The sequence below is a fragment of the Mesorhizobium sp. M6A.T.Cr.TU.014.01.1.1 genome (assembly GCF_004022765.1).
GTDB classification, from domain to species: domain Bacteria; phylum Pseudomonadota; class Alphaproteobacteria; order Rhizobiales; family Rhizobiaceae; genus Mesorhizobium; species Mesorhizobium mediterraneum.
Window position 1 is genome coordinate 166962 of record NZ_RZPG01000002.1, and the last position, 26636, is coordinate 193597.

General features: G+C 61.8%; 29 protein-coding genes. 23 read left to right on the plus strand and 6 right to left on the minus strand.

Going from position 1 to position 26636, the window contains the following annotated elements; genetic code table 11:
* Nucleotides 1-18 precede the first annotated feature (18 nt).
* The 5 genes from sseA to EN885_RS03320 all read left to right on the plus strand — a co-directional run bounded on the left by sseA (nucleotide 19) and on the right by EN885_RS03320 (nucleotide 3596).
* Nucleotides 19-870, plus strand: a complete 852-nt coding sequence (sseA, locus tag EN885_RS03300) for a 3-mercaptopyruvate sulfurtransferase (protein ID WP_095488590.1) — start codon at nucleotides 19-21, stop codon at nucleotides 868-870.
* Between the two features lie 5 nt (nucleotides 871-875).
* Nucleotides 876-1439, plus strand: a complete 564-nt coding sequence (locus EN885_RS03305; RefSeq protein ID WP_095488665.1) for a GNAT family N-acetyltransferase — start codon at nucleotides 876-878, stop codon at nucleotides 1437-1439.
* A gap of 99 nt (nucleotides 1440-1538) precedes the next feature.
* Entirely contained in the window at nucleotides 1539-2096 is a 558-nt protein-coding gene (locus tag EN885_RS03310; RefSeq protein WP_127206119.1) for an OmpA family protein, read from the plus strand.
* A 149-nt stretch (nucleotides 2097-2245) separates the two neighbouring features.
* Nucleotides 2246-3052 carry a 4-hydroxy-tetrahydrodipicolinate reductase gene (dapB, locus tag EN885_RS03315; RefSeq protein WP_128241063.1) on the plus strand — a complete coding sequence of 269 codons (807 nt, stop codon included), beginning with the start codon at nucleotides 2246-2248 and terminating at the stop codon, nucleotides 3050-3052.
* A gap of 76 nt (nucleotides 3053-3128) precedes the next feature.
* A complete protein-coding gene (locus tag EN885_RS03320; RefSeq protein ID WP_095488593.1) occupies nucleotides 3129-3596 on the plus strand; it encodes a DUF1203 domain-containing protein in 468 nt (155 codons plus the stop codon).
* Nucleotides 3597-3810: 214 nt separating this feature from the next.
* Here the strand turns inward: EN885_RS03320 and EN885_RS03325 are convergent, their stop codons facing one another.
* Both EN885_RS03325 and ald read right to left on the minus strand, forming a co-directional pair.
* On the minus strand, nucleotides 3811-5109 hold the full coding sequence (locus EN885_RS03325) for an outer membrane beta-barrel protein (protein WP_128241062.1): 1299 nt from the start codon (nucleotides 5107-5109) through the stop codon (nucleotides 3811-3813).
* Between the two features lie 202 nt (nucleotides 5110-5311).
* A complete protein-coding gene (gene ald / locus EN885_RS03330; RefSeq protein ID WP_128241061.1) occupies nucleotides 5312-6427 on the minus strand; it encodes an alanine dehydrogenase in 1116 nt (371 codons plus the stop codon).
* Nucleotides 6428-6586: 159 nt separating this feature from the next.
* Between ald and EN885_RS03335 the strand changes: the two genes are divergently transcribed.
* Nucleotides 6587-7060, plus strand: a complete 474-nt coding sequence (locus EN885_RS03335) for an Lrp/AsnC family transcriptional regulator (protein ID WP_095488596.1) — start codon at nucleotides 6587-6589, stop codon at nucleotides 7058-7060.
* On the opposite strand, the gene EN885_RS03340 is transcribed toward EN885_RS03335, so the two are convergent.
* Complete coding sequence (locus EN885_RS03340) at nucleotides 7057-7713, minus strand: 5-formyltetrahydrofolate cyclo-ligase (protein WP_128241060.1); 657 nt, start codon at nucleotides 7711-7713, stop codon at nucleotides 7057-7059. The genes EN885_RS03335 and EN885_RS03340 overlap by 4 nt on opposite strands.
* A gap of 165 nt (nucleotides 7714-7878) precedes the next feature.
* Between EN885_RS03340 and EN885_RS03345 the strand changes: the two genes are divergently transcribed.
* Together EN885_RS03345 and EN885_RS03350 are read left to right on the plus strand one after the other, a co-directional pair.
* The gene (locus tag EN885_RS03345) at nucleotides 7879-9144 is read left to right on the plus strand and encodes an NAD(P)/FAD-dependent oxidoreductase (RefSeq protein ID WP_128241059.1); all 1266 of its coding nucleotides are present in this window, start codon (nucleotides 7879-7881) and stop codon (nucleotides 9142-9144) included.
* 158 nt (nucleotides 9145-9302) lie between these two features.
* Nucleotides 9303-11282: a bifunctional 2',3'-cyclic-nucleotide 2'-phosphodiesterase/3'-nucleotidase gene (locus tag EN885_RS03350; protein WP_128241058.1), complete on the plus strand. Its 1980-nt coding sequence runs from the start codon at nucleotides 9303-9305 to the stop codon at nucleotides 11280-11282.
* A 60-nt stretch (nucleotides 11283-11342) separates the two neighbouring features.
* Here the strand turns inward: EN885_RS03350 and EN885_RS03355 are convergent, their stop codons facing one another.
* The gene (locus EN885_RS03355; RefSeq protein WP_128241057.1) at nucleotides 11343-12332 is read right to left on the minus strand and encodes a glycerophosphodiester phosphodiesterase family protein; all 990 of its coding nucleotides are present in this window, start codon (nucleotides 12330-12332) and stop codon (nucleotides 11343-11345) included.
* A gap of 110 nt (nucleotides 12333-12442) precedes the next feature.
* Nucleotides 12443-13699 (minus strand): cyclopropane-fatty-acyl-phospholipid synthase family protein, encoded by a 1257-nt coding sequence (locus EN885_RS03360; protein WP_128241056.1) that lies wholly within the window; start codon nucleotides 13697-13699, stop codon nucleotides 12443-12445.
* Between the two features lie 245 nt (nucleotides 13700-13944).
* Here EN885_RS03360 and EN885_RS34635 point away from each other — a divergent pair, with 245 nt between their 5' ends.
* Nucleotides 13945-14079 (plus strand): hypothetical protein, encoded by a 135-nt coding sequence (locus EN885_RS34635; protein ID WP_280953394.1) that lies wholly within the window; start codon nucleotides 13945-13947, stop codon nucleotides 14077-14079.
* A 103-nt stretch (nucleotides 14080-14182) separates the two neighbouring features.
* Nucleotides 14183-14473 carry a Dabb family protein gene (locus tag EN885_RS03365; protein ID WP_127205575.1) on the plus strand — a complete coding sequence of 97 codons (291 nt, stop codon included), beginning with the start codon at nucleotides 14183-14185 and terminating at the stop codon, nucleotides 14471-14473.
* Between the two features lie 31 nt (nucleotides 14474-14504).
* On the opposite strand, the gene EN885_RS34640 is transcribed toward EN885_RS03365, so the two are convergent.
* The gene (locus tag EN885_RS34640; RefSeq protein WP_281032979.1) at nucleotides 14505-14630 is read right to left on the minus strand and encodes a hypothetical protein; all 126 of its coding nucleotides are present in this window, start codon (nucleotides 14628-14630) and stop codon (nucleotides 14505-14507) included.
* 138 nt (nucleotides 14631-14768) lie between these two features.
* Here EN885_RS34640 and EN885_RS03370 point away from each other — a divergent pair, with 138 nt between their 5' ends.
* The 13 genes from EN885_RS03370 to EN885_RS03430 all read left to right on the plus strand — a co-directional run bounded on the left by EN885_RS03370 (nucleotide 14769) and on the right by EN885_RS03430 (nucleotide 26525).
* Entirely contained in the window at nucleotides 14769-15659 is an 891-nt protein-coding gene (locus tag EN885_RS03370; RefSeq protein ID WP_128241055.1) for a VOC family protein, read from the plus strand.
* A complete protein-coding gene (kdsA, locus tag EN885_RS03375) occupies nucleotides 15656-16486 on the plus strand; it encodes a 3-deoxy-8-phosphooctulonate synthase (RefSeq protein ID WP_127205573.1) in 831 nt (276 codons plus the stop codon). The genes EN885_RS03370 and kdsA overlap by 4 nt, the downstream gene beginning before the upstream one ends.
* 100 nt (nucleotides 16487-16586) lie before the next feature.
* Nucleotides 16587-16790 carry a dodecin family protein gene (locus tag EN885_RS03380; protein WP_095488666.1) on the plus strand — a complete coding sequence of 68 codons (204 nt, stop codon included), beginning with the start codon at nucleotides 16587-16589 and terminating at the stop codon, nucleotides 16788-16790.
* 83 nt (nucleotides 16791-16873) lie between these two features.
* On the plus strand, nucleotides 16874-17239 hold the full coding sequence (locus EN885_RS03385; protein WP_095488605.1) for a PRC-barrel domain-containing protein: 366 nt from the start codon (nucleotides 16874-16876) through the stop codon (nucleotides 17237-17239).
* Nucleotides 17240-17628: 389 nt separating this feature from the next.
* Complete coding sequence (gene eno / locus EN885_RS03390) at nucleotides 17629-18903, plus strand: phosphopyruvate hydratase (protein WP_095488607.1); 1275 nt, start codon at nucleotides 17629-17631, stop codon at nucleotides 18901-18903.
* Between the two features lie 186 nt (nucleotides 18904-19089).
* A complete protein-coding gene (locus EN885_RS03395; RefSeq protein WP_095488608.1) occupies nucleotides 19090-19413 on the plus strand; it encodes a septum formation initiator family protein in 324 nt (107 codons plus the stop codon).
* 171 nt (nucleotides 19414-19584) lie between these two features.
* Entirely contained in the window at nucleotides 19585-20631 is a 1047-nt protein-coding gene (gene pdhA, locus EN885_RS03400; protein WP_095488609.1) for a pyruvate dehydrogenase (acetyl-transferring) E1 component subunit alpha, read from the plus strand.
* Nucleotides 20632-20646: 15 nt separating this feature from the next.
* A complete protein-coding gene (locus tag EN885_RS03405) occupies nucleotides 20647-22035 on the plus strand; it encodes a pyruvate dehydrogenase complex E1 component subunit beta (protein ID WP_095488610.1) in 1389 nt (462 codons plus the stop codon).
* An 18-nt stretch (nucleotides 22036-22053) separates the two neighbouring features.
* Nucleotides 22054-23427 carry a pyruvate dehydrogenase complex dihydrolipoamide acetyltransferase gene (locus tag EN885_RS03410; RefSeq protein WP_128241054.1) on the plus strand — a complete coding sequence of 458 codons (1374 nt, stop codon included), beginning with the start codon at nucleotides 22054-22056 and terminating at the stop codon, nucleotides 23425-23427.
* A gap of 14 nt (nucleotides 23428-23441) precedes the next feature.
* Entirely contained in the window at nucleotides 23442-23867 is a 426-nt protein-coding gene (locus EN885_RS03415) for a hypothetical protein (protein ID WP_095488612.1), read from the plus strand.
* Nucleotides 23864-24502, plus strand: coding sequence for an SGNH/GDSL hydrolase family protein (locus EN885_RS03420; protein WP_095488613.1), 639 nt, complete (start codon nucleotides 23864-23866; stop codon nucleotides 24500-24502). Before EN885_RS03415 ends, EN885_RS03420 begins: the two co-directional genes overlap by 4 nt.
* Nucleotides 24503-24725: 223 nt before the next feature.
* The gene (gene lpdA, locus EN885_RS03425; protein WP_128241053.1) at nucleotides 24726-26171 is read left to right on the plus strand and encodes a dihydrolipoyl dehydrogenase; all 1446 of its coding nucleotides are present in this window, start codon (nucleotides 24726-24728) and stop codon (nucleotides 26169-26171) included.
* Between the two features lie 96 nt (nucleotides 26172-26267).
* The gene (locus EN885_RS03430; RefSeq protein ID WP_128241052.1) at nucleotides 26268-26525 is read left to right on the plus strand and encodes a GlsB/YeaQ/YmgE family stress response membrane protein; all 258 of its coding nucleotides are present in this window, start codon (nucleotides 26268-26270) and stop codon (nucleotides 26523-26525) included.
* Nucleotides 26526-26636: the final 111 nt, after the last annotated feature.

Below are 26636 nucleotides of genomic sequence, written 5' to 3' on the forward strand. Positions count from 1 at the left end.
CGGGACAGGAGAAGAAGAATGGCCGAAGACAGCCCTTTCACCGTCGACGCGGATTGGTTGCAGAAGCGCCTCGGCGAGCCCGGCCTGACCATCGTCGACGCGTCCTGGTATCTGCCGGCGCAAAAGCGCGACGCGCGCGCCGAATATGATGCAGCGCACATTCCGGGCGCCCGTTTCCTCGATCAGGATGCGATCTCGGATCCCGATTCCCCACTGCCGCACACGCTGCCGTCGCCGCAGCATTTCGCCCAATATGTCGGTGCGATGGGTATCTCGGCCGACGACACCATCGTCGTCTATGATGGTCCGGGCTTCTTCTCGGCGCCGCGCGCGTGGTGGATGTTCCGCGTCATGGGTGTGTTCCAGGTCTATATATTGGACGGCGGCTTCGACCGCTGGAAAGCGGCGGGACGGCCGGTCACGGCGGAGCCGACGAAGATCGCGCCTTGCGTTTTTCACGCCGATTTCGATGCCGCTCGCGTCGCCAGCCTTGCCGACATGCGCCGGATCGTTGGGACGGGGGAAAACCAGATCGCCGACGCCCGATCTGCCGGCCGGTTTGCCGGTACCGAGCCTGAACCTCGCGCCGGCATCCGCTCAGGCCATATGCCCGGCGCGCACAATGTGCCGTTTTCGGCGCTTGCTGAAAACGGCGAACTGCTGCCGAAAGACCGCTTGCGCAAGGTGATCGAGGACGCCGGCATCGACCTGTCGAAGCCGGTCGTCACCTCTTGCGGTTCTGGCATTACGGCGGCGGCGATCACGCTGGCGCTCGAGACGCTTGGCCATACCGACAACAGGCTCTACGACGGTTCATGGACGGAATGGGGTGGGCTTTCCGATACGCCCGTGGTGACGGGCAAGGACTGACGGTGATGAAGAACGGAGCGCTGGAAGACATCGAGGTCACGGTGACGTTTCTCGAAATGCATGTGCCGCCGGCCTATTCGCCGCCAGTGCCGTACAACCGTCAGATCGCATTGCTGAAGACCAAGGACATTCCACTGCATTTCTACCGCTATCTGATGGACCGGGTGGGCCGCAAATGGCACTGGGTCAACGTGCTGAGGCTAAGCGACGAGGAGCTGTCTGCAGGCATCCACCGCGAAGACCGCGACATCAGGGTGCTCTATCTCGACGGCGCACCGGCCGGCTTTTTCGACCTCAAGCCGCATTTGCCGGAGGAAGTGGAACTCGCCTATTTCGGCATGATGGAGCATGCGACAGGCCAAGGCATAGGCCGCTGGTTCCTGGGTGCGGCGATCGCCGCCGCCTGGTCGCATGGGCCGAAGCGGGTGACGGTGCAGACCTGCACGCTCGATCATCCTGCGGCACTGCCGCTCTACCAGAAACTCGGCTTTGCGCCGGTGGCGCAAAAGAAGGAGATCGTGCATCCAATGTCCTTAGCCGAGCGCTCGGCCAGCGTCATGCGACCATGATTTTCTCCGCAACCTGAACTTATTGTTCATCAAAGCTTCAGCTTGTCTTTGCCATCTTGCCGGCACCATCAATGCGGCCGAGGCCGAAGGAGAAAAGACATGCTGACCCGACGCACATTTGCCGCCGCGCTGATTGCCGCGCTCGCCGTGCCGACCGTAGCCGCCGCCCAGGCGACCACGCCCTCGGCGGCGACGATCGAGCGCCAGCTTGAGGCGGCGCCCCGAGTTAAGCTGCGCCCGAACCAGCGCGTCACCATCCGCGAATTCAAGAGGCGGCCGGACCTGCGGCGCATGGCCCGCTCGATCGATATCCAGTCGATCAATTTCGCCTTTGGCTCAGCGGCCATTTCCAGCTCGCAATACGGCAAGATCGAAAACATCGCCGATGCGCTTCAGCGCATCTTGCGGCGCGACCCTGGTGCCCGTGTTTTGATCGAGGGCCATACCGACGCGGTCGGCTCCTTCCAGTCGAACCAAATCCTGTCCGAACAGCGCGCCGCCTCGCTGAAGCGCACCCTGGTGCGCGAATTCGACGTGCCGGGTTATGCGCTCGAAACCGTCGGTTACGGCGAGGAATTCCTGCTCGTGCAAACGCAGAACGAGAATTGGCGCAATCGCCGGGTGACGCTCCGCCGCTTCGACGACTTCATAAGGTAGTAAGTCAGATACTCGACGCCTGCCGAACCTATTCTCCGTCTGGATCAACAGTCAAAACAGTCAAAAGAGAGCCCGGCTTGAATGAGCCGGGTTCTTTCCATATCGCTGGTCGTTCAAGCCCAATGTGATGGCGCGAAAGGACCAAAACGATGGCGATACGTGTGGTGATGGCCGGTGCGACCGGCTGGGTCGGCAAGGCGCTGGTTCCGGCGATCGGGGCGCAAGGCGACATGGCGCTGGCCGGGGCCGTGTCACGCAGCGGCGCGGGGCAGGATTCCGGCCTGCTGGTTGGCATCCCGGCCAACGGCATCACCGTTTCCGCCTCGCTGGCCGAGGCGCTGGAGGTGCCGTCCGACGTGCTGGTCGACTACACCAAGCCGCATGTAGTGAAGGACCATGCGCTGCTGGCCATCGAGAAAGGACGGCACGTTGTGATCGGCACGTCGGGGTTGGGTGCGGCCGATTTTGCCGAGATCGATGCTGCAGCACGCGCCAATCGTGTCGGCGTTATTGCAGCCGGCAATTTTTCGATCACCGCCACGCTGATGAAGCGGTTTGCTCTAATGGCGGCGAAATATGTGCCGGATGTCGAGGTCATCGACTATGCCAGCGCCAAGAAGCCCGACGCGCCGTCCGGCACCGCGCGCGAGCTTGCGGAGGCGCTGGCCGATGTCCGCAAGGCTTCGACCGCGCGGCCGGTCTCGGAGGTCTCCGGTGTGCCTGGAACGCGCGGCGCGGCGGTCGGTGCGGGCGAGGGGGTGCAGGTGCATGCGCTTCGCCTGCCTTCCTACATCCTGTCCTGCGAGGCGTTGTTCGGCCTGCCCGACGAGCGGCTGACTATTCGTCACGACGCCGGCTCGTCCGCCGCTCCTTACGTGGCCGGCACGCTGCTCGCCATCCGGCGTGTACAGGAGATCACCGGGCTGGTGCGTGGTCTCGACGCCCTGATGGACTGATAGACTCGGCAGGAATCGGGTGGGAAGCGCTGGCGAAGCGGCGTAATTTCTGGTCGACGACACCGGAGATTTCGCCATGACCATCCAGTTCAAAGCCTTGCCCACGGAAGATGTCAGAGCCTTGCAGCGCGGCGGGCCGGACGCCTACGGCCTCACACCAGAGCGGAAAATGTCCGACGGTGATGGCGTGCCTTGCCGCCACTGCCTGAACAACGTGGCCGCCGGCGACGCCTATCTCATTCTGGCCTACCGGCCATTCCCGGAATTGCAGCCCTATGCCGAGACAGGGCCGATCTTTCTACACGCCGAGGAATGCGAGCGCGCTGCCGAAGCCGAGGCGCTTCCCGAAATGCTCGAAAGCACCGACTACATCGTCCGCGGCTACGGCAAGGACGACCGCATCGTCTATGGCAGTGGCGGCGTCATCCCGACGGGCGCTATCGCGGCGCGGGCAGAGACTTTGTTCGAGCGCGACGACATCGCCTATGTGCATGTCCGCTCGGCGCGCAACAATTGCTACCAGTGCCGGATCGAGCGCGCGTGACGATCCGGGCGGTATTCATCTGTCGTACGCCTGTCGCAATGTCGCGTTAGAAAAGCATTGTCGATCGATTTGCCGACCGCGGATGAACCGGCGGGAAGTCTCGACATCCGAGGAAGCGGGGCTTTGGCTCCGCTTTTTTGTTGCCCGCATTCTCTCGCCCAAAGAAAAAGCCCGCCGGAACGACCGACGGGCTTTGACTGTTGTCTGGACGGTTTTAGTTGAACTTGTACTTCGCACCGATACGGACGGTGTGGAACGAAGGCGTGGAGGTGAGGCTGTCATCCGGCGCCCCAATATCCGACGAAAAATCCTTCTTGGAGAACTGCGAATAGCGGTATTCGAGGCCGACGGTCACGTTGCTGGACATAGCCGTTTCCAGACCGCCACCAACTGAGAAGCCGCTGGAGTCCCAATCGAGGATATCACCGATGGGTGAGGACGCATTCAGATCGAAGTGCTGCCAGCTGTAGCCGCCGAGCACATAGGCCAGGGTTGATTCGTTGACTTTCATACCGACGCGGCCAAGCACATCGAAACCGTAATCAGTATCCAGATTAATGGATCCGCCCGGGAGCTTCAGCTCTGAAGTCATGCCGGAGTAGCGGGCATCAACCATGACGCCTGCGACCCAGCTGCCGAAGTCATGGTCGTAGCCGACGTTCAATTCGCCGAACACACCTTCGCCACCGAGCCCGTTGAACTCCAGGCCACCAAGCGGCGGAACTTCGATCTGATGCACCGACGCACCCGCGCCGGCGGCACCGCCGACGTAGAAGCCAGTCCAGTTGTAGGCAGGGGCCTCAAAAGAGGCGACACCGCCATTCTGGGCGCCAAAGCGATAGTTGGCCGCAACCTGGAACGTATGCCGCGACGTGTCCGTGTCGAGAACGCCGTCCGGTATATCGAACTCGGAAAGAATGTTCTGAGTACCGAAGCGGGTATAGCGATATTCTGACTTGATGGTCCAGTTGCTGTTGATGGCCGTTTCAACGCCAGCTCCGACAAAGTAGCCGCTCTGGTCCCAATCGAATTCAAAACCTGCGTTCGTGTCGAGCTTGTACTTCTGCCAGGAATAGCCGCCGAGCACATAGCCCAAAGTGTTTGGCGTGAAGAGGTAGCCAACCCGCAAACCAGCGTCGAAACCATAGGTCTCGCGGATCGAAGCGTCCAATCCAGCAACATCGAGCGTGGTTTCAATGTTGCCGACATGGGCGTCCAAAAGCCCGCCGATCAGGAAGCGCGGCGACACCATGTAGTCGTAGCCGACGGTCAGTTCACCGTACACGCCTTCACCGCCAATGCCGTTCAACGAGAAGCCAGGAAGGAAATCGCTGCTGAGCTCGTGGACATTGGCGCCTGCGCCAACCCCAAAGCCGACATAGATGCCACTCCAGTTGAAGCCGGACGTCTCGACGACCGGCACAACCGCGTCGGCGGCATGAGAAACCGATCCGAGCGCCAGCACCGAAACCGCGCCAAGAAGAACAGATTTTGCGAATCTTTTGCTGATCATTGCCCCTAACCCCTTTGAAACCCAGCACGTCTCTAGCAGCAGCCCATACTGGCCGCTGTAGCAAAAAAGTCACAGGAGGAGCAGATTGCAAGCAAGCCGAGCAAAACCGGTCAGCTAATCGCAAACCGTGAAATCTGCTTGTGGAAAAACAGAGCCGCCGACGGGCGTCGGCGGCTCTGTGGGGAAGGAATCAGGGGCGGGTTCAGGCGGCGAGAACGGCCTTCGGCTCGACCAACTCGTAGCCGAGTGCTTCGGCCACCGCGCGGTTGGTGATCTTGCCCTTGTGGACATTCAGGCCGTTGCGCAAATGATGATCGTCGACCAGCGCCTTCAGGCCCTTGTCGGCGAGCTGCAGGCCGTAATGCAGAGTCGCGTTGTTGAGCGCATGGGCCGAGGTGACCGGCACCGCGCCCGGCATGTTGGCGACGCAATAGTGAATGACGCCGTCGACCTCATAGGTCGGCTCGGCATGGGTGGTGGCGTGCGAGCTCTCGAAGCAGCCGCCCTGGTCGATGGCGACGTCGACAAGCACCGAGCCTTTCTTCATGCCCGACAGCATTTCGCGCGAAACGAGTTTCGGCGCGGCGGCACCTGGAATCAGCACGGCGCCGACGACGATGTCGGCCGAAAAACATTCCTCTTCCAGCGCCTCGACGGTCGAGTAGCGGGTGTGGACGCGGCCGCCGAAGATATCGTCGAGCTGGCGCAGGCGCGGGATCGAGCGGTCGATGATGGTGACGTCGGCGCCAAGCCCTGCCGCCATCCGGGCGGCATGCAGGCCGACGACGCCGCCGCCGAGCACAGTGACCTTGCCGGGCAGCACCCCGGGCACGCCGCCGAGCAGCACGCCGCGGCCGCCATTGGCCTTCTGCAGCGCGGTAGCGCCGGCCTGGATCGACAGGCGGCCGGCAACTTCCGACATCGGCGCCAGCAGCGGCAGGCCGCCGCGGTCGTCGGTGACGGTCTCGTAGGCGATGGCCGTCACGCCCGAGGCCAGCAGGCCCTTAGTCTGCTCCGGATCCGGAGCGAGATGGAGATAGGTGTAGAGGATCTGGCCGTCACGGAGCTGAGCCCATTCATTGGGCTGAGGTTCTTTGACCTTGACGATCATGTCGGACTTGGCGAACACGTCGGCGGCCGTCTTGGCGATGGTGGCGCCGGCGGCGCGATAGGCGTTGTCGTCGGCGCCGATGCCGGCGCCGGCACCGGTCTCGACCAGCACCTCGTGGCCATGCGCGACATACTCGCGGACCGAGCCCGGCGTCAGGCCGACGCGGTATTCGTGGTTCTTGATTTCCCGGGGGCAGCCGACACGCATCTTCTTCTTCTCCTGATCCAGCCCTTTGGGGCATGTTCCCTGTCTCGAGATAGTGAACCATGAATCGTCCCGTAAGTGTTTGCGAATGCGCTTGCGCAACAGGGCTTGGTTCGATAATCGTTGCGCAAAATAGATGGATTGTCGCAGGAATCCCGAAAAATGCCGCTCGACAGGATCGATATCGCCATTCTCGAGACGTTGCAGAAGGATGGGCGGATACCCAATGCGGCGCTTGCCGAGAAGGTCGGCCTGTCGCAGTCGGCCTGCTCGCGGCGGCTGGACAATCTGGAGAAATCCGGAACCATCCGCGGCTACCACGCACGGCTTTCCAATGCCGCTCTTGGCCACCAGATGACGGCGATTGTGCATATATCGCTATCGGGGCAATTCGAGAAAACACTGTCGGATTTCGAGGCGGCGATAAAGCGCTGCCCGAATGTTCTGTCCTGCCACCTCATGTCAGGCGAATACGATTATATCCTGCGCATCGCGGCGAAGGACCTCGTCGACTATGAGCGCATCCATAAGGAATGGCTGTCGGCGATGCCGCATGTGACGAAGATCAATTCATCCTTCGCCTTGCGCGAGATCGTCGACCGGACGGCCGTGGGGATGAAGCCGGAGATGGCTTAGGCCTCGAAGGCCTCTGTCACCACCCGGTCCATCGGTACGTCATGCGGCTGCGGGTAGATGGTGGGGATGCGCTGCAGCTCGTAGCCGACACCGATGACCAGCGGCTTGAATGGCATCGCCGCCAAGGTGCGGTCGAAGAAGCCGCCGCCATAGCCCAGGCGATAGCAGGCCGGATCGATGCCGACGATCGGCGAAATGACGATGTCGGGCAGCACCGGATCGCCTTCAGCCGGGATCGGGATATTCCAGACACCTTTTTCCAGCCGATCGCCCGGAACGTAGGCACGAAAGATAAGCGGGCGGGCTTTCTCAATGACAACAGGCAGTGCGGTACGGCCGCCGCGCTCATTGATGGACGCCATCCATGGCCGCAGATCCGGCTCGCCGCGGAACGGCCAATAGAGGCTGACCATGCGGCCGTCGATGGCACCGATCACCGCGTCGAGGCTTTCGCCGATGCGCTGCGACATTGCCGTCCGCACGTCAGCCGAGACAGAGAGGCGGGCTGCAATCAGCCGCTCGCGCTCGGCCTTGCGCCATCGTTTCACGTCGGTCCAGTCGGATAGGGGCGCCCGGAATTCCGGGTCGAGCTCGTGCATGAAGCAAGGCGGCGAGGAATAGTGCGCCGGACCGTCGTCATGATCGCTATCCAAGTTCCACTCCCGTCGTCTGTTTCGATGAAATTATACCCGCCGGCAGGATGGGGGCAGGTACGTTCGCGACATCTTAGGGCGGGCAGTCGGCAAAGTTGGATGTTGTTGCAGTGCACAAAACTATCTACATCAGCCTTGGCGAAATTGCTCTCCGGAGTGAATGAGATGAATGAATCCAGCCATCACGTCGTTGTCGTCGGGGCAGGCTTTGGCGGGCTCGAATTCACCCGCGCGCTTGACGGTGCGCCGGTGCGCATCACCATGATCGACAAGCGCAACCACCATCTCTTCCAGCCGCTGCTCTACCAGGTGGCGACCACGGCGCTGGCGACCTCGGAAGTCGCCTGGCCGATCCGCCATCTCCTGCGCAAGCGCAAGGACGTGACGACGCTGCTCGCCACCGTCAGCGGTGTCGACCGCGCCGGCAAACGCGTGCTGCTCGATGATGGCAATGCGGTCGCCTACGACACGTTGCTGCTGGCCACCGGCGCCCGCCACGCCTATTTCGGCCATGACGAATGGGAGCCTTTCGCACCGGGGCTGAAGACGCTGGAGGACGCCACCACCATTCGACGGCGCATTCTGCTCGCCTTCGAGCAGGCCGAGCGGGAAACCGATCTCGCCAAGCGCCAGGCGCTGCTTACGCTGGCGATCGTCGGTGGCGGGCCGACCGGCGTGGAACTGGCCGGCACTATTGTCGAACTGGCGCACGACACGCTGCGCGGCGAGTTCCGCAACATCGACACGCGGCAGACGCGCGTGGTGCTGATCGAGGCCGGCGACCGCGTCCTTCCCAATTTCGCCCCGGAACTCTCCGATTACGCCAGCAAGGCGCTCGAGCGGCTCGGCGTGACGGTCGAACTCGGCCGGCCCGTCACGCGCTGCGATGCCGAGGGCGTGGTTTTCGGTGATACGCACCTGCCGGCCAGGACGATCCTGTGGGCAGCCGGGGTCGCCGCTTCGCCGGCCGCCGAATGGCTGGGGGCGGCGGCGGACCGGGCTGGCAGGGTGCTCGTTGAGCCCGACCTGACCGTGCCGGGCAGCCCGGAGATTTTCATCGTCGGTGACGCTGCACATGTCCTGCGGCCGGATGGCCGCATGGTGCCCGGCGTCGCACCTGCCGCCAAACAGCAAGGCCGGCATGTCGCCGCGACGATCAAGGCCCGGCTTGCCGGCGACGCAACCCCGCGGCCGTTCCACTACAAGCATGACGGCGATCTGGCCACGATCGGCAAGCGCGCCGCCGCGATCGATTTCGGCTGGATCAAGCTCACCGGCCGGCCGGCCTGGTGGCTGTGGGGCCTCGCGCACATCTACTTCCTGATCGGCTTCCGTAACCGGCTTGCGGTTTCACTGAGCTGGCTATGGATCTACGTGACAGGTCAGCGCAGCGCGCGGCTAATCACCCAAGGCGACGACGACAGGAACTGACGTCTCCGCCCGCGCGCATTCATCGGCACGTCATCTGTTCCTGATGGACTCGACCGGATTTCGGCGCGAAGCTTTGCTTCGGGCAGGGCTTGGCACGCCGTTGAAGGCAGGCATGTTGCCGAAGCCTGACATGCCGTCGAACAGGAGAAAACAAAGCAATGCTCGAACTGCTTCAACCCGTCTCCCGTCGCGGGTTCCTTGCCAGCGCCGCCGCCACCGGAGCGCTGATCATGCTTCACCCGTTCTCCGCTCGCGCTCAGGGGAATCAGGCGCATCTCAGGATCATGGAGACGACCGACATCCATGTGAATGTCCTGCCTTACGATTACTACGCCGACAAAGAGAACGACACGATGGGACTATCACGCACCGCTTCGCTGATCGATGCGGTGCGCAAGGAAGCCACCAATGCGATGCTGATCGACAATGGCGACCTTCTGCAGGGCAACCCGATGGGCGACTATATTGCCTACGAGCGGGGGATGAAGGATGGCGACCTGCATCCGGTCATGAAGGGCATGAACCTGCTCGGCTATGAATGCTCGACGCTCGGCAACCACGAATTCAATTACGGCCTGCCGTTCATGGACAAGGTGCTGGCGGGCGCCAATTTTCCGTTCGTCTGCGCCAACCTGATCCGCGGCACCGAACTCGCTGCGAACCCGCGGGACGACAAGCTCTATCTCAAGCCTTACGTCATCCTCGACAAGAAGATCAGGGACGGGTCCGGCGCCGAGCAGCCTCTCAGGATCGGCGTCATCGGCTTCGTGCCGCCGCAGATCATGGTCTGGGACCTGAAGAATCTCGAGGGCAACGTCAAGACGCGCGACATTGTCGAGGCGGCCAAGGCGTGGGTGCCGCAGATGAACGAGGAGGGCGCCGACATCATTATTGCGCTCTCACATTCCGGCATCGACGTGAAGCAGGGCGACATGATGGAAAACGCCTCGTTCTTCGTCGCTGGCGTCGAGGGCATCGACGCAGTGTTCACCGGCCACCAGCATCTCGTCTTTCCCGGCAAGAAGGACTTTCAGGCGCTCGAGGCCGTCGATACTGAAAAGGGCACGCTGCAGGGCAAGCCTGCCGTCATGGGCGGCTTCTGGGGCTCGCATATGGGTCTGATCGACTTGTTGCTGGAGCGCGACGGGTCGAAATGGCGGGTCGTCTCGGCGACCTCCGAGGCACGGCCGATCTACGAGCGGGTCGAGAAGGCGAACAAGCCGACGGTCGCTGACGACCAGCGCATCGTCGATGCGCTGAAAGAAGATCACGAGGCGACGCTTGCCTATGTGCGCCGGCCGGTCGGGAAAACCTCGGCGCCGCTCTATTCCTATTTCGCGCTGGTCGCCGACGATCCGTCGGTGCAGATCGTCAGCCAGGCGCAGGCCTGGTATCTCAGGGATATCCTCAAAAATACGCAGTGGAAGGACGTGCCGCTGCTGTCGGCGGCGGCGCCCTTCAAGGCCGGCGGGCGCAACGGCGCCGACTACTATACCGACGTTCCCGTGGGCGACATCGCCATCAAGAACGTCGCTGATCTCTATCTCTATCCGAACACTGTCCGCGCCGTCGAAATCACCGGGGCTGAAGTGAAGGATTGGCTGGAAATGTCGGCCGGCATCTTCAACCAGATCGAGCCCGGTAAGCCCGACCAGCCGCTCATCAACACCGATTTCCCATCCTACAATTTCGACGTGATCGACGGCGTCACCTACCGGATCGATCTGTCGCGGCCGCCGAAATATGATTCCAAGGGCGGGCTGGTGAACGCCGGATCGAGCCGCATCGTCAACTTGATGTTCGACGGAAAACCAATTGATCCCCAACGAAAATTCGTCGTCGCCACCAACAACTACCGCGCCGGCGGTGGCGGCAATTTCCCGGAGATCGACGCCTCGAAGATCATCTACGAGGCGCCGGATACCAACCGCGACGTGATCGTGCGCTACCTCATCAGCCAAGGCACGATCAACCCGTCGGCGGACGCCAACTGGTCGTTTGCGCCAATGCCTGGAACCAGCGTGGTGTTCGAGACCGGCGCCAAGGCGAAGGATTTTATTGCGCAGGTGAAGTCGCTGAAGATCGAACCGGCAGGCGAAGGCGAAGCAGGGTTTGCCAAGTACCGCATCACTCTCTGAAGACAAAGCTTTTGCGCGCTAACTCAAACCCACGCCTACAGCGGCGTAGGGTTTGGCGCTTCAAGCTGGCGGTGCGAAACGCCGCTTGATCACGGGCATGACCAGATCCAGCGCGTCCGTGGAAATGCCGCCGGAATAGCCGTCCGGCAACTGGTCGATCAGTTCGGGCTCGTCGAGCCCTTGCGAAAAGCCGCCGCCGGCATAGGGGCCGAGCAGGTAGACGCGGGTGTCGACGCTGTCCATGCGATCCAGAAAACGGTCGGGCCAGCCCCACAGCCATTGGGCGACATTGATCGGGATGAGCAGGGTCCCCTGCCGGCACGCCTCCGGAACGTAGCCGCTCCAGCCGAGCGCCGCATAGCGCAGGATGCATCGGGTCAGCGATGCACGGCTCAGCGTATGCATGTCTGGCAGTGCCGTCTTGACCGCCGCGATCGGCCTGTCGCCGCCATACACAGTCAAGCCGGCGCGCTCGGTTGGCTTCAGCGTGGCGAGCCAGGAGGCCAACGTCTCGCCTTCCTTGGGGTCGTTGCTTTTGATGTTGATGTTGAAACGGCGGTTCGGGAAGTGCTGCAGCACCTCGTCCAGCGACGGCATCATGCCGATCCCCTTGCCGCGAAACGGAAAGGTCTTGCCGCCATCAGCCGTATAGCCATAGCCGACATCGAGCGCCTTCAACTCGGACATGGCATGGGCGCGCGTTTCTCCCTTGCCTTCAGTGCGGCAATCCAGCGTCCAGTCGTGGAAGACGGCGAACTTGCCGTCCGTGGTCGGGTGAACGTCGAGTTCGAGCGCGTCCGCGCCAAACGCGAAGGCGGCTTCCATCGAGGGGATCGTGTTTTCAAGGAAAGGATGGCGTGGCGGCAGCATGCGTTCGGCCGTGCAGGTGTCGGGACCAAGGTCCTTGCGGTCGAAATCCTGGGCAAGGCCGCGATGGGCAAGCACGGTCGGGGTGCCGGCCGGACGGTTCGACAGCAGCGAGCTGTTGTTGAGCCAGATGCCGCCCGCAGCGACAAGAAGAGCGACGAGGAAGATCGTCCGTTTGCGCATGATGTGATTCCGATTCTTGCAGCCGCATCATGCGTCGGGATCGGACTTTTTCACGGCAGCCAGATTATTGCATGGCTGCAAAATCAGCGATGATGATGTCCCGAACTGACCTAAGCCTTGTAAACCACCTGGCGGACATCGATGTAGCTGGCGCGGAAGCCGGCTTCGCAATAGTGCAGGTAAAACTCCCAGAGCTTCTTGAAGCGATCGTCGAAACCAAGCGGCACGATCTTTTCCCATGACGCCCAGAAGCGATGGCGCCATTCGGCGAGCGTGCGGGCATAGTCGTCCGGGAAAATGCGCTCGCGCAGATGAGCAAGGCCATGGTCGTTGCCGAGCGTTTTCAGGATCGACGGTGTCGGCAGCATGCCGCCCGGGAAGACGTAACGCTGGATGAAATCCGGCCGCGCGCGATAGGTGTCGTAGGCCTTCTCGTTGATGGTGATGATCTGCAGGCCGGCGGTACCGCCAGGCCGCAGGCAATCCTTCATCTTGCCGAAAAACACGGGCCAGTATTTTTCGCCGACCGCCTCGAACATCTCGATCGAGGCTATGCGGTCGTAGGATCCGGTTTCGTCGCGGTAGTCTTGCAGCTTGATGTCGACCTTGTCGGCAAGTCCAGCTTTCTGGACGCGCGCTTTGGCGAAATCATGCTGCTCGCGGCTGATGGTCAACCCGGTGACGCGGCAGCCGATCTCGCGAGCGGCGAATTCGGCAAAGCCGCCCCAGCCGCAACCGATTTCCAGCACGTTGTCTTTCGCGCCGATGCCCGTGTCCTTGGCCAGCGCGCGATACTTGGCGGCTTGCGCGCTTTCCAGATCGTTGGCGCCAGCCGCATAGAGCGCCGACGAATAGGTCATGCTTGGATCCAGCCATTCCTTGTAGAAGGCGTTGCCGAGATCGTAGTGCGCCGAAATGTTGCGCTTCGAGCCGGTGCGGGTGTTTTGGTTGAACCAGTGGCGGACACGCTGAACGGCGTTGATGAGCCAGTTGGCGCCGCCGGCGATGCGCTCTCCGATTTCCGAATTGACCACGAACAGTTCCAGGAAACTGGTTACATCGGGACTGTCCCAATCGCCGTCGATGTAGGATTCGGCGATGCCGATGGTGCCACCGGTGAAGGCGCGGCCGGGCAAACGCCAGTTCTTGAGCACCAGTTCGGCGTCCGGACCCGGCGCCTTGCCGCCGACGAGGACGGCGCGGCCGTCCGGCATCCTCACCTTGAGCGAGCCACGCGGCAGGTTCATCGCCGCCGACAATACCATGCGCGCCTTGGCCGGCAGGCCCTTGACGGTATCGGCGAAATTGAATTCGTCCAGCCTGACCGCGTCGCCCCACGCAACGTCGGTGTCTTCCTTGTGAGCCATATCACGCCCCCCGAACTTCTGCGGAGCCGGCGCAACAATGGCCAGTTTCCACACTCGCAGTTCATTCGCCAGGGCGCGAACGCCGCTTCCTGATGAATCCCCGCAGCAATCTTTCATCTCATCAAAGGGAACTTCAAGAGGCAAGGGGCAAGCGAACACGGATCAATGGACAGATTTTGGGGGAGGGCGTTGATCAACGCCGGAATCACTATGGTTGCAACCACCCAGATGCAGTAGTTGTAGCCATGCGTTACGTTATCGTCATCTGCTCCGCCACGTTCTTCCTGATCTGGGACGGAATCTACAATCAGGGCCGCTATCTCGACACCACGGTCAGGGAGATAACGCGCATCGTGCGCTACATCACCAGCCTGGTGTAGGTTTCTTTCCCGCTCAACGCGTTGTCGCCGCGACATCGTTGCCGGTTGACGCGACCGTTTTGCCCACACAAAACACGCTTGCACATCGATCGAGGAGGCTGGGTTGATCCGGCATATCGTTTTCTTCAGCGCGCGGCACAAAGAGGATGTCGAGGCCGTACGCACGGGCTTGCTGGCGCTGGGCAATATCCCACATTCCCGCCTTTTCGAGGTGGCGCTCAACACCAAGGTCGACCCGCTTTCGGACGAAATCGACGTGGTCGTTTATGCTGAATTCGAGGATGAGGCCGCTCTGGCCGCCTACAAGGCGCATCCGCTCTATGGCGAGACGACCAGCCAGGTCAAACCGCTGCGTGAACTGCGATATTCGGCGGATGTTGTGGCGGCGTCCTGAAAAGAAATCGACCGAGAGCAACGTGCTTCGCTTACTCCGTCTGAGCGGCGGTCGGTTCGGTCAGATCTGCGCCGGGCTGCTTCGGCGCACTCCAGACCAGTATGGCAATAACAGCCATCGCGACGACCGCTGCCGCTATGAACAGCATCTTTCTCATTTGGATCACCTAGGTTGATTTCCGGCAGCGGCAAGTGTTCCAGGGGCTCGCGTACTGACGCCGCGCGATCGGCCACCTGGCTCCTTGCGGAGACGAGGCTCTTGAACCAACTTCCGGAATGATGCACACCGCGCCGGCATGACCGAAACGATGCCAGCAGGCCCTCATTCGCTCGACCATCTTGTGCTGCCGACCGCGAGCCTCGACGTGGCGCGGGCGCGGCTGGTTTCGCTTGGATTTGTCGTGGCGCCGACCGGCATCCATCCTTTCGGAACGGAAAACTGCTGCGTCTTCCTTGAAGACAGCACCTATCTCGAGCCGCTGGCGGTGGGGAACGCGCAAGCTGCGGCGAAAGCGATCGCGGACGGCAACGTCTTCGTCGCGCGCGATCGTGCCTATCGCGACGAGCGCGGCAATGAGGGATTTTCCGCCCTTGTCCTGGGCACCGAAAATGCGAACGCAGATCATATGCGCTATGTCGAAGCCGGCCTGTCGGCCGGAGACATGCTGAGCTTTTCGCGCGCCTTCGCTGACACAGCTGGAAAGAGCGACATGGCATCGTTCAAACTGGCCTTCGCCTCCGGTGCCGGGGCGAAGGACGCATTCCTGTTCGCCTGCGAGCGGATCAATGCGCCGAAAGTGGATCGCACCGCGTTGCAGATCCACCCCAATGGCGCAACCGGCATCATCGAAGTCGTGGCGGTCAGCGACCAGCCATCCGAACAGCACCGATTGATCTCGATCGCGGCGCGCAGTCCCGCGGCCGGACAGGGGAGCACCGCGTTTGGCCTGCCGAACGCGACCTTGACCCTGCTTGACCCCGCCGCTTTCGAAGCGCGCTTCGGCATACCTGCCGGCGCGCCATCGGAACTCCGCTTCGCGGGGGTAGTCTTTTCAGTTCGCCGCGCAGACACGGTCGCAAAGCTGCTTGCAGCCAGTTCCGTCGAACACGACATGCGCGGCAATGATATTGTCGTGCGGCCGGCACCCGGGCAGGGTGCGGCCTTCATCTTCCGGGAGATCGCATGAGCAAGCCCAATTCGTCCGTAACCGTCGGCAATGTCGTCTTCGGCAACACCGCGCCGCTGTCGCTGATTGCCGGCCCGTGCCAGCTTGAATCACGCCAGCACGCCTTCGACATGGCTGGCGCGCTGAAGGAACTGACTGAGAAGCTGGGACTGGGCCTCGTCTACAAGACCAGCTACGACAAGGCCAACCGCACCTCGCTTGGCGGCACGCGCGGCGCCGGGCTCGATGCGGCGCTGCCGGTCTTCGACGATTTGCGCAAGGCGTTTTCGCTGCCGATCCTGACCGATATCCACACCGAGGAACAGTGCGCGGTCGTGGCGCCGCATGTCGACATCCTGCAGATTCCGGCTTTCCTCAGCCGCCAGACCGACCTGCTGATCGCGGCTGCAAGAACCGGCAAGGTCGTCAATGTGAAGAAGGGCCAGTTCCTCGCGCCCTGGGACATGAAGAACGTCGTCGCCAAGATCACCGGTTCCGGCAACGCCAACGTGCTGGTTACCGAGCGCGGCGCATCCTTCGGCTACAACACGCTGGTGTCCGATATGCGCGCCCTGCCGATCATGGCCGAGATCGGCGCGCCGGTGATTTTCGACGCCACGCATTCCGTGCAGCAGCCGGGCGGGCAGGGCGGCTCCACGGGTGGCGATCGGCGCTTCGTCGAGACGCTGGCGCGCGCCGCGGTTGCTGTCGGCGTCGCCGGCGTGTTCATCGAGACGCACCAGGATCCCGACAACGCCCCCTCCGATGGCCCCAATATGGTGCCGCTGAAGGATCTCCCGGCCCTGCTTGAAAGGCTGATGGCATTCGACCGCGTCGCCAAGGGCTGAGCATGCCCAGGGTCCTAAGTCCCGCCTCCCTCTAAACTTGTGGTCAACAGGTGCCGGTTGTACGCTGTCCAGGCAACCGAGTACCTTGGAGGAGGAAGCCATGCCCGTCGCCCGTGTCACCGAAATCACGTCATCGTCGAAGAAGAGCTTTCAGGACGCTATCGAACTGGGAATTGCGCGCGCTGCAAAGACTTTAAAGAACGTCGAAGGCGCCTGGATCCAGGACCAGAAGGTCGTCGTCGAGGACGGTAAGATCTCCGCCTACCGCGTCAACATGAAGGTCACCTTCATCTTGGCTGAGTGACCGACTGGCGTCGAAAAGTCTGGAACCTTCATTCGCGCCCCTCATTGTCAAGCATAGCGTCAACGACAACGAGGAGTACATAAATGACAACCCAGACAGGACACACAGAAGCCATCGCTGCCTCGCGGGTCATCGGCACATCAGTCTACAACACGGAAGGCACGCATATCGGCGACATCGAGGATGTCATGCTCGACAAGTTGTCGAATGGAATCATGTTTGCCGTGATCGGCTTTGGCGGATTTCTCGGCATCGGCGAGAAGTATCACGCCATTCCGTGGGCGACCCTCGACTATGACGAGAACAAGGGCGGCTACGTCGTGCCGTTCACCAAGGAGCAACTGAAGGCTGCTCCCGCCTATTCGATCAACGAACTGACGGGCGCCGACGGCGAGGCCGCGCGTGATGCTTCATACAGCTACTACAAGGTCGAGCCTTATTGGCACTGACCTTGATCTGCCGGAATCAAAAGGCCCTCGGTTGAACCGAGGGCCTCTTCTGCAGGATATCTACTCCGCCGCTTGAAGGGTCGACAACTCTACCGCGCCTTGTTGAGGCTGCTGAGTGTCACACGACGTCAGAAACGCCGCCGCGATCAGGAACAAACTCACAATGCCGCTCAACTGAGACATGGCGAAACTCCTCCTGTTTCGCCCCGCGCAAGTGCGAGCATAACCAGAAAGTCGCATGCCGCCAAGACTTATGATGACAGCAATTTTTGCTTCGTGAACCGGCATGGCGGAGGTGGCGGCAATATTTGCGGACACCCCGATTGCGTTTTGCAGCACTTTGGCTAAGACGTGCGCGACGCTTTGTCAGATCAAATCGGGGACATCGTATGACCGCCATCATCGACATTGTCGGGCGTGAAATCCTGGACAGCCGCGGAAACCCGACCGTCGAGGTCGACGTCGTGCTCGAAGACGGCTCGATGGGCCGCGCAGCGGTGCCCTCCGGCGCTTCGACCGGCGCGCATGAGGCGGTCGAGCTGCGCGACGGCGGCGCCCGCTACCTCGGCAAGGGCGTCCTGCGGGCGGTAGAGGCCGTCAATGGCGAGCTGTTCGAGGCGATTGGCGGCATGGAAGCCGAGAACCAGATCCACATCGACCAGACCATGATCGAGCTCGACGGCACGCCCAACAAGAGCCGGCTCGGCGCCAACGCCATCCTCGGCGTGTCGCTGGCAGTGGCGAAGGCTGCGGCGGAAGCGGCTGGCCTGCCGCTCTATCGCTATGTCGGCGGCACCAAGGCGCATGTGCTTCCGGTGCCGATGATGAACATCATCAACGGCGGCGCCCACGCCGACAACCCGATCGACTTCCAGGAATTCATGATCCTGCCGATCGGTGCGCCGACACTGCGTGACGGCGTGCGCTGGGGCTCGGAAATCTTCCACACGCTGAGGAAGCGGCTGAAGGACGCCGGCCATAATACCAATGTCGGCGACGAGGGCGGCTTCGCTCCTAACCTGAAGAGCGCGCCCGCTGCGCTCGATTTCATCATGGAATCGATCGAGCAGGCTGGCTTCAAGCCGGGCGAAGAGGTTGCGCTCGGTCTCGATTGCGCCGCCACCGAATTCTTCAAGGACGGCAACTACGTCTATGAAGGCGAGAAGAAGACCCGCGATCCGAAGACCCAGGCCAAATATCTGGCCAAGCTCGCCGCCGACTATCCGATCATCACCATCGAGGACGGGCTGGCCGAGGACGACTGGGACGGCTGGAAAACGCTGACCGACCTCATCGGCAAGAAGACCCAGCTGGTCGGCGACGATCTGTTCGTCACCAACACGGCGCGGCTACGCGACGGCATTCGCATGGGCGTCGCCAATTCGATCCTGGTCAAGGTCAACCAGATCGGCTCACTGACCGAGACGCTTGACGCCGTCGAGACCGCGCACAAGGCCGGCTACACCGCTGTCATGTCGCATCGCTCGGGCGAAACCGAAGATTCGACCATCGCCGATCTCGCGGTTGCCACCAATTGCGGGCAGATCAAGACAGGTTCGCTGTCGCGCTCTGATCGCATGGCCAAGTACAACCAGCTCATCCGCATCGAGGAAGAACTCGGCAAGCAGGCGCTCTATGCCGGCAAGTCGATCGTCAAAGGCTGAGCCAGCCGAAAATATCCGGAATGAAAGGGCGGGGCATTCTCCGCCCTTTTTGCTTTACACCGCCAATCCGGCCGTCCGTAACCGTCCATTAAGCACAATTGGGCGAGAAAGGAGGCTAGGTCGCAGAGTGTTAGAGCGTCCTTTGCTCGTCCAAGAGGACGCGCGGCGCTTTATGGGATTTGGATCATGTGGACACGTCAGCACAAGCAGAGAAATACCGGGCGGCTGATCATTCCCTCGCTCTGCGTGGTGTTCCTGGCCTATTTCGGATTCCACGCCTATCACGGCGAATTCGGCATCTATTCCAAGTACCGGTTGGAAGCCGAAACCGTCGACCTGCAAGGCAAGCTCGATGCCGTCAAGGCGCGCCGGCTCGACCTGCAGCGTCGCGTTCAGCTCATGCATCAGGGCACGCTGGAGAAGGACATGCTTGACGAGCAGGCGCGCAAGGCGCTCAATATGTCCCACGCCGACGAAATCACCATCATGTTACCGGCTACGGCAAGATAACCATATTTCAGTTAATCGGCAATATTTTCAATGATTTTAATCGCTTAGACGCATGTCAGCCATGCATTTTCGGCATGGCGAAACGCCTTCTCGCGTGTTAGCCTCCCCAAAATCGGTGGGGAGAGCTGATCTCCCTCAGTGTCCGCAAGAGACGCCAACAGGGAGTGATGCATGGCCACCGCCGCCAGAAAAGCGCCTGCCAAATCCAAATCCAGATCCGACGGCAAATCGGCGGGGCTTTCAGCCCCCAAGCCTGTCGACTTCACCAAGCAAGAGGAGCTTGACGCCTACCGGCGCATGCTGCTTATCCGCCGTTTCGAGGAAAAGGCCGGCCAGCTCTACGGCATGGGTTTCATCGGCGGCTTCTGCCATCTCTATATCGGCCAGGAAGCAGTCGTTACCGGCATGAAGATGGCGCTGGTCGATGGCGACCAGATGATCACCGCCTACCGCGATCACGGCCACATGCTGGCGATGGAACTGTCGCCGCGCGGCGTCATGGCCGAATTGACAGGGCGCCGCGGCGGCTTGTCCCGGGGCAAGGGCGGCTCCATGCACATGTTCTCCAAGGAGAAGCATTTTTACGGCGGCCACGGCATTGTCGGCGCGCAGGTTTCGCTCGGCACCGGCCTCGCCTTCGCCAACCGCTATCGCGGCAACAACAATGTGACGCTGACCTATTTCGGCGACGGCGCCGCCAATCAGGGCCAGGTCTATGAAAGCTTCAACATGGCCTCGCTGTGGAAGCTGCCGGTGATCTACATCATCGAGAACAACCGCTACGCAATGGGCACCTCGGTATCGCGTTCATCGGCCGAGACGGATTTTTCGCACCGCGGCGCCTCCTTCAAGATCCCCGGCATCCAGGTCGATGGCATGGACGTCCGCGCGGTCAAGGCAGCCGGCGATCTCGCCACCGAATGGTGCCGCGCCGGCAAGGGGCCGCTGATCCTCGAAATGCAGACCTACCGCTACCGCGGTCACTCGATGTCCGATCCGGCAAAGTACCGCTCCAAGGAAGAAGTGCAGAAGATGCGCTCCGAGCGTGACCCGATCGAGCAGGTCAAGGCGCGCCTGATCGAAAAGAAGTGGGCCGATGAGGACGAGCTCAAGGCCGTCGACAAGGAGGTTCGCGATATCGTCGCCGACGCCGCTGAATTTGCCCAGAATGACGCAGAGCCGGATCCGTCCGAGCTCTGGACCGACATCGTACTGTAACGAGAGGGCAAGGACATGCCGATCGAAATTCTCATGCCCGCTCTCTCGCCGACCATGGAAGAGGGCAATGTTTCCAAATGGTTGAAGAACGAGGGCGACAAGGTCGTCGCCGGTGACGTCATCGCCGAGATCGAGACCGACAAGGCGACGATGGAAATCGAGGCCGTCGACGAAGGCACGCTTGCCAAGATCGTGGTTCCTGCCGGCACCGAAGGTGTCAAGGTCAACGCGCTGATCGCTGTGCTCGCCATTGATGGCGAAGACATCGACAAGGCCGGCGAAGGCGTCGGCGAAGAAGAACCTGCCAAGGCTGAAACAGCAGCGCCACCACCTGCTGCGGCCAAGAGCGAGGCGGCAGCACCTGTCGCCGCCGCGCCGAGAACCGAAATTGCCGCCGATCCGGACATCCCGGCCGGCACGGAAATGGTCTCGACCACTGTGCGCGAGGCGTTGCGTGACGCGATGGCCGAGGAGATGCGCCGCGATGGCGACGTCTTCGTCATGGGCGAGGAGGTCGCCGAGTACCAGGGCGCGTACAAGATCACGCAAGGGTTGCTGCAGGAATTCGGGCCGCGTCGCGTCGTCGACACGCCGATCACCGAGCATGGTTTCGCCGGCGTTGGCGTTGGGGCCGCGATGGCTGGCCTGAAACCGATCGTCGAGTTCATGACCTTCAACTTCGCCATGCAGGCGATCGACCAGATCATCAACTCCGCCGCCAAGACGCTCTATATGTCCGGCGGCCAGATGGGCGCGCCCATCGTCTTCCGCGGGCCGAACGGCGCGGCTGCCCGCGTCGCCGCCCAGCATTCGCAGTGCTATGCCGCCTGGTACAGCCACATTCCCGGTCTGAAGGTGGTGATGCCCTACACCGCCGCCGACGCCAAGGGGTTGCTGAAGGCCGCGATCCGCGACCCGAACCCGATCATCTTCCTCGAAAACGAAATCCTCTATGGCCACTCCTTCGACGTGCCGAAGATGGACGATTTCGTGTTGCCGATCGGCAAGGCGCGCATCCATAAATCAGGCAAGGACGTCACCATCGTCTCCTTCGGCATTGGCATGACCTATGCGATCAAGGCCGAGGCCGAATTGCGCGGCATGGGCATCGATGCCGAGATCATCGACCTCAGGACCATCCGTCCGCTAGATTTCGACACCATTATCGCTTCGGTCAAGAAGACCAACCGTCTGGTGGTGGTGGAGGAAGGATTTCCGCAGAACTCGGTCGGCGACCACATCGCCAACCAGGTGTCGCAGCGCGCCTTCGATTTCCTCGACGCGCCTGTCATCACCATTGCCGGCAAGGACGTGCCAATGCCTTATGCGGCCAACCTCGAAAAGCTGGCGCTGCCCAATGTCGGCGAGGTCGTCGAGGCGGTCAAAGCCGTCACATATCGCTGAGCAGGGCGGGAGGACAAAATGCCGATCAACATCACCATGCCTGCCCTCTCGCCCACGATGGAAGAGGGCAATCTGTCCAAATGGCTCGTCAAGGAGGGCGACAAGGTTTCGCCGGGCGACGTGATCGCCGAGATCGAGACCGACAAGGCGACGATGGAAGTCGAGGCCGTCGATGAAGGCACGGTCGCCAAGCTGGTCGTTCCGGCCGGCACCGAAGGCGTCAAGGTCAACGCGCTGATCGCCGTGCTCGCCGCCGAAGGCGAGGATGCGGCGGCCGCCGCGAAGAGCGGTGATGGCGCTGCGCCGACAAAGGCCGAGGCTCCGAAAGCGGATGCCCCTAAAGCTGAAACACCAAAGCCCGAAGCGCCGAAGCCGGAACCTGCCGCTGCACCTGCGCCCAAGGCGGAAGCGGCTCCGGTCGCCAATGGCCATGCAAGCGGTGAGCGCACCTTCGCCTCGCCACTGGCCCGTCGCATCGCCCGGGAAGCCGGCGTCGACGTCTCAGCGGTGACCGGTTCCGGCCCGCATGGCCGCGTGGTCAAGGCCGATGTCGATGCAGCTATTTCCAGCGGCAGCACCAAGGCGCCCGCTGCAAAAGCGGCGCCCACCGGCGCTCCGGCTCCAGTTGCCACAGCCAAGCCAATGTCGGACGACCAGGTGCTGAAACTGTTCGCCGAAGGCTCTTACGAGCTTGTCCCGCACGACACCATGCGCAAGACCATCGCGCGCCGGCTGGTCGAGGCCACGACCACCATCCCGCATTTCTACCTGACGCTCGACTGCGAGCTTGACGCGCTTCTGGCGCTGCGCACGCAGATCAATGCGGCCGCCCCGGTGAGGAAGACCGACAAGGGGGAGGCGCCGGCCTACAAGCTGTCGGTCAACGACATGGTCATCAAAGCGATGGCGATGGCGCTGATGGCGGTGCCGGATGCCAATGCCTCATGGACCGAGAGCGCCATGGTCAAGCACAAGCATGCCGATGTCGGTGTCGCGGTCTCGATCCCCGGCGGCCTGATCACGCCGATCATCCGGCGTGCCGACGAAAAGACCCTGTCGGTCATTTCCAATGAGATGAAGGACCTTGCCAGCCGTGCCCGCAGCCGCAAGCTGAAGCCGGAAGAATATCAGGGCGGCACCACGGCAGTGTCTAATCTCGGCATGTTCGGCATCAAGGACTTTGCCGCTGTCATCAACCCGCCGCATGCGACGATCCTGGCGGTCGGCGCCGGCGAGGAGCGCGCGGTGGTCAGGAGCGGCGAGATCAAGATCGCCACCATCATGTCGGTGACGCTGTCGACAGATCACCGCGCCGTCGACGGTGCGCTCGGCGCCGAACTGCTCGTCGCCTTCAAGCGCATGATCGAAAACCCGATGGGCATGCTGGTCTAGAAAGGAAGAAGGCGGTGCGGAAATTCTTCACCAGCCTTTTTGCCTTCATCCTTTCCGGTTTGGCCGGCGGATTGGTGGCGCAGGGGCTCGCCGTCGCCACTGATGCCGACGTAGAGTACATCCTTGTGTTCATGATCTCGGCTCTCGTCACCATCCTCGTGACGGTCGCCCTCTTCATCGCGCAGTTTATGTCGAACCCGCAAAACGCGATAAACCTGACGTCGCTTATCGCGGTTGCGTTTTTTGTGCTCGTCGGGGTTGGCCTGATTACCTGGACTTTTTCCCAGCCACCCGGAAAGAGCCAGTGGTCGAGCGATCTTCCCATTGTCGCCGGCCTCGTCCTGCCGGGCCTCGCCACGGTGTTGGTCCAGTGGCTGTTCGTGGGCTGGCGGGTAAAGCGCGCACAAGCAGGATTTGGCAGGAGCGGGGCAAACGCATGAAAACAGTCCTTTGCTACGGCGACTCGCTGACCTGGGGCTATGATGCGGCAAGCCTGGATCGCCACCCGCTCGAGGACCGCTGGCCGAGCGTGCTGCAGGCGGCGTTGGGAGGCGGTATCGAAGTCATTGCCGAAGGCTTGAACGGCCGCACAACGGCCTTCGACGATCATCTGGCCGGCGCCGACCGTAACGGCGCTAGAGTGCTGCCGACGATCCTGATGACGCATGCGCCGATCGACCTGATCATCATCATGCTCGGCGCCAACGACATGAAGCCGTGGATCCACGGCAATCCGGTCGCCGCCAAGCAAGGCATCGAGCGCCTGATCGATATCGTGCGCGGGCACGACTACCCGTTCGACTGGCCGGCGCCGCAGATCCTGATCGTCGCGCCGCCCGCGGTCAGCCGTACGGAAAACGCCGAATTCAAGGAAATGTTCGCCGGCGGCGATGAAGCGTCGAAGCGGCTGGCACCACAATATTCCGCCCTTGCCGACGAGGCCGGCTGCGGCTTCTTCGATGCGGGCACGGTGGCGACGACTACGCCGCTCGACGGCGTGCATCTCGATGCCGAAAACACGCGAAACATCGGCAAGGCGCTGGCACCGCTGGTGCGCGTGATGTTAGCGACATGATAGTCAATGCATTTCTGATCATTGGCATTTGGTTGGCTGTGCATTGGCAGGGCCGCCGAAGTCGGCTTCTCGCAGGTTACGCATTTCTGGGGCTCTGGGTTTCCGACGCCCTTTTGATACTGATGCATGAGCCAGCTTTCGCGCCTTTAATACTGAGGTACGAGCCAATTTCGATACCGAAGCCTTTTTTTCGGTGAAGCCTCGCTTCAATAAGGACCACAAAATGGCTGAGAATTACGACGTCATCATCATCGGCTCCGGCCCCGGCGGCTACGTCACGGCGGTGCGTTCAGCCCAGCTCGGCTTCAAGACGGCGATCGTCGAGCGCGAGCATCTCGGCGGCATCTGCCTTAACTGGGGCTGCATCCCGACCAAGGCGCTGCTGCGCTCGGCCGAGATCATGCATTATTCCGATCATCTGAAGGACTATGGATTGAAGATCGACGGCAAGGTCAGCGTCGACACCGCTGCCGTTGTCGACCGCTCGCGGAAGGTCTCGCTGCGGCTGAACGGTGGCGTCGCCTTCCTGATGAAGAAGAACAAGGTCGACGTCATCTGGGGCGAAGCCAAGCTCTCCAGGCCCGGTGAGGTTGTTGTTTCGAAATCCTCCAAGAAGCCGATGGAGCCGCAGCCGCCGGCGCCCAAGGGCGTCAAGGGCGAGGGCACCTACACCGCAAAGCACATCATTCTTGCCACCGGCGCCAGGCCGCGTGCGCTGCCCGGCATCGAGCCTGACGGCAAACTGATCTGGACCTATTTCGAGGCGATGGTGCCGAAGGAGATGCCGAAGTCGCTGCTGGTGATGGGTTCGGGCGCGATCGGCATCGAATTCGCTTCGTTCTACCGCACCATGGGCGCCGAGGTGACGGTGGTCGAGCTGCTGCCGGCGGTAATGCCGGTCGAGGACGCCGAGGTCTCGAAATTCGCGCAGAAGCAGTTCGAGAAGCAAGGCATGAAGATCATTCTCGAAGCCAAGGTGACCAAGGTCGAGAAGGGCGCGAACTCGGTTACCGCGCATGTCGAAATGAAGGACGGCAAGGTCGAGAAGATTACCGCCGACCGGATGATCTCGGCCGTCGGGGTGCAGGGCAACATCGAGAATCTCGGCCTCGAAGCGCTCGGTGTGAAGACCGACCGCGGCTGCGTTGTCGTCGACGGCTACGGCAAGACCAATGTGCCCGGCATCTATGCGATCGGCGATGTCGCTGGCCCGCCCATGCTCGCCCACAAGGCCGAACATGAAGGCGTGGTCTGCGTGGAAAAGATCGCCAACTTTCCAGGCGTTCACGCCACTGACAAGCTGAAGATTCCGGGCTGCACCTATTGCAACCCGCAGGTAGCCTCCGTCGGCTTGACCGAAGCGAAAGCGAAGACCGAGGGCAAGGACATCCGCGTCGGCCGCTTCCAGTTCGCCGCCAACGGCAAGGCGATTGCGCTCGGCGAGGACCAGGGTTTCGTGAAGACCATCTTCGACAAGAAGACGGGGCAGTTGCTTGGCGCGCATATGGTCGGCGCCGAAGTGACCGAGCTGATCCAGGGTTTTGTCGTGGCGATGAACCTGGAGACCACCGAGGAAGAACTGATGCACACGATCTTCCCGCATCCGACCCTGTCGGAAATGATGAAAGAAAGCGTGCTGGACGCCTATGGCCGCGCGCTGAACGCGTGATAAATCGGCCGCTTGAGACGCAATACGCGAGAGCCAAGGAACTCGACGGCAAGGTAATTCGTTTCCGGATGCATTCATCACCAGAGGAGATGGCATATGGACGTGAACGGCGTGGGCTGGGTAGCAGCCATCATCATCGGCGGTTTGGCAGGCTGGCTTGCCGAGATGTTCATGAAGAGCAACACCGGCATATTGATGAACGTCATTCTTGGAATCGTCGGCGCGATCGTGCTGAATGCCATCCTGCAGGCGCTCAACATCGGCGCCTTCGGCGCCGGCTGGATCGCCTATCTGATCACCGGCTTCATTGGTGCCTGCCTGCTGATCTGGGTAGGGCGCATGGTGCGCCGTTAGTTGCTGAACTCTTGCCATGCGAAAACGGCTGTGGCGGCATGCGCCGCCGCGGCCTTTTTCTTTGCAGCGAAAAGTCCTAGATGATTTGTGAAAAGCGAACGTCGGACAGGC